General features: G+C 37.5%; 2 protein-coding genes. One reads left to right on the top strand and one right to left on the bottom strand.

The genetic code is table 11. The features are described 5' to 3' along the window. Window positions 1-134: 134 nt before the first annotated feature. Window positions 135-1,205 (bottom strand): type I restriction endonuclease, encoded by a 1,071-nt coding sequence (locus L2744_RS21315; protein ID WP_248993750.1) that lies wholly within the window; start codon window positions 1,203-1,205, stop codon window positions 135-137. A gap of 430 nt (window positions 1,206-1,635) precedes the next feature. On the opposite strand from L2744_RS21315, the gene L2744_RS21310 reads away from it, so the two are divergent. Then, window positions 1,636-2,115, top strand: a complete 480-nt coding sequence (locus tag L2744_RS21310; protein WP_248993749.1) for a low molecular weight protein-tyrosine-phosphatase — start codon at window positions 1,636-1,638, stop codon at window positions 2,113-2,115. Window positions 2,116-2,206: the final 91 nt, after the last annotated feature.

Below are 2,206 nucleotides of genomic sequence, written 5' to 3'. Positions count from 1 at the left end.
ACCATCACGTAGTGCTTGAATGGCAGCATTGATATCAAAAGTAGGTGTGGTCATAAATCATCTCTTTTTGGTATAGCTTAAAGAAATGACACAGAAATTTGAACACTACCTGCGCAATTGATATTTTGATAGTGTTATTCGTAATAGGAGACTGTCGACAATAGTTGCTCACTGAAATTAAAAATATCATCTACAGAGTTAATAGGATGACGAGTTTCATTTTTATTTTCATCCACCAATCCTAGATACTTTTGTTTGGCATTGAAGTGTAAGCGGCATAAGGGTTTACGGTTGTTATCATCCAATAGTATGCCAAAGTAGCTTTGGGTATCCCTTGCTATGATTCGATTAACTTCTAATTTTTGCCTCAAGATAGCTTTTATAACATTGAAGCCGTCAATTTCTTCTTCAGTGGTAATGACCTTAATTTTCTCATCATCGGATGGGATTGGGATATCAGTTAAATTTTTGTTCTCATTAGTCGGTTTATCGTTGCCAATAGCGGATTTTAAACGTTCATTAATGCTGTCGTTGAGAAATTGTCTTAGTGCTTTATGAGTAATTTCAGCAAATTGATGTTTTACTTTAGGAGTAAGAACACCATCGTAAGCCCTTGAGGCGAAAAAGCGTATAAACTCTTCTTCAGGCTCTTTAAATTGCTCACTAATAATGCATTTTATCTGACTTAAGTATTTTAGTTCTCCCGCGGCGCTTACTATTGAGTTAACGTCGAACGAGTTTTTAGTCAGTTTTTTAACTTCAGGAATTAAGTGTTCATCAATATTTTCAAGATCTAAGGTCAGAAATGGTTTTTCATCCATTTTGTTAGGAGCATCAAGATCGGTATAAAATTGATATTCAGTACCATTTGTAAGAATAGCTAAGCGTGCATTGGTAACCGAAAAATAACGAAATAGTTGTGACGCATGTTTTATGGACAGCTTTTCATTGTACTTTTTACATTCAATAAGGATTTGCACTTCACCTTCCTTAATTAATGCATAGTCAACTTTCTCACCTTTTTTACCTATGGTATCTGCCGTAAATTCTGGGACAACTTCGCTAGGATTAAAAACATCATATCCTAAAACTGTGTGCAAAAATGGCATAACTAAGGCATTTTTAGTCGCTTCCTCAGTTTGAAGACTGTTAGCAATTTTAGGGATACGTTTTGATAGAACATCGATTCGTTCAATAAAATCCATTTTACTTTTCCTCTTCTGGTACTTTGTGGTGTATTTTTTATTTGAGCGAGTATGCGGTGGTCACTCATTTTTATTTTAAACCGTACTATGACTTATAAACCTAGTCGATAAAAAAACCTTAGCAAGGAGGCTAATTTGTTTCTGTGCTGTTTATCTTATATTTTACGAATCAGGTTAACTTTTGAGCATGCTTAGTATGTATATGGCTCAAGGGTAATACTTCAGGTGAGGTGACACCCTTAGATTTCGGATCGTAGCGCGCATTTGATTTTTGATAATGGTTTGGCGTAAGAGCATTTTGTGTTAATAGGTGTAATATATTGTATTTATAGGTAAATAATTAATATTTGAAGCTATTTCTGTATCAGGTTTACATCTAGGTTTAAGCACATTAGAGCAATTATTGATAATACTGAGCTATGAGGTATGCATGTTGTTAAACAATCAAAGTGTACGGCGAATATTGATGGTCTGCATGGGCAATATTTGTCGCTCACCGACGGCAGAGGCAGTTTGTCGTTTTAAGATTGCTGAGCGTAGGCTCAATATTGAGGTGGATTCGGCGGGTACTATTGGTTATCACCAAGGGGATAAGCCCGATAGCCGTGCTATGGCGGCAGGTAAAAAGCGGGGTTTTAGTTTCGAGGGCATGCGGGCTCGGCAAGTAGTGGATGCCGATTTTGAACACTTTGATTTAATTCTAGCGGCAGATAATGCCAATTTAGCGGATCTGCGTAGCCGTTGCCCTGTCGTGTATCAGTACAAGTTACAGTTAATGTTGTCCTATGTTGATACGCAAATAACGGAAGTACCAGATCCTTACTATGGCGGCGTGCAGGGTTTTGAATCGGTGTTGGATTTATTAGAGCAGAGTATGGATGCCTTGCTAGATAACCTGAACTCGGGATAAGAAAATTTGAACTAATAGCCCTCCAAGTGATCGGATCTTTCGACCAAGAGAAACCCCATCACACCGGAGGGCCTATGCATAAATTAGTGGA

Source organism: Shewanella profunda (genome assembly GCF_023283765.1).
GTDB lineage: Bacteria > Pseudomonadota > Gammaproteobacteria > Enterobacterales > Shewanellaceae > Shewanella > Shewanella profunda.
This window is presented reverse-complemented; position numbering and strand designations above follow the sequence as displayed.

Coding starts and splice junctions, on each gene's coding strand:
- L2744_RS21315 (WP_248993750.1), bottom strand. CDS start 1,205: ATGGATTTTATTGAACGAATCGATGTTCTATCAAAACGTATCCCTAAA.
- L2744_RS21310 (WP_248993749.1), top strand. CDS start 1,636: ATGTTGTTAAACAATCAAAGTGTACGGCGAATATTGATGGTCTGCATG.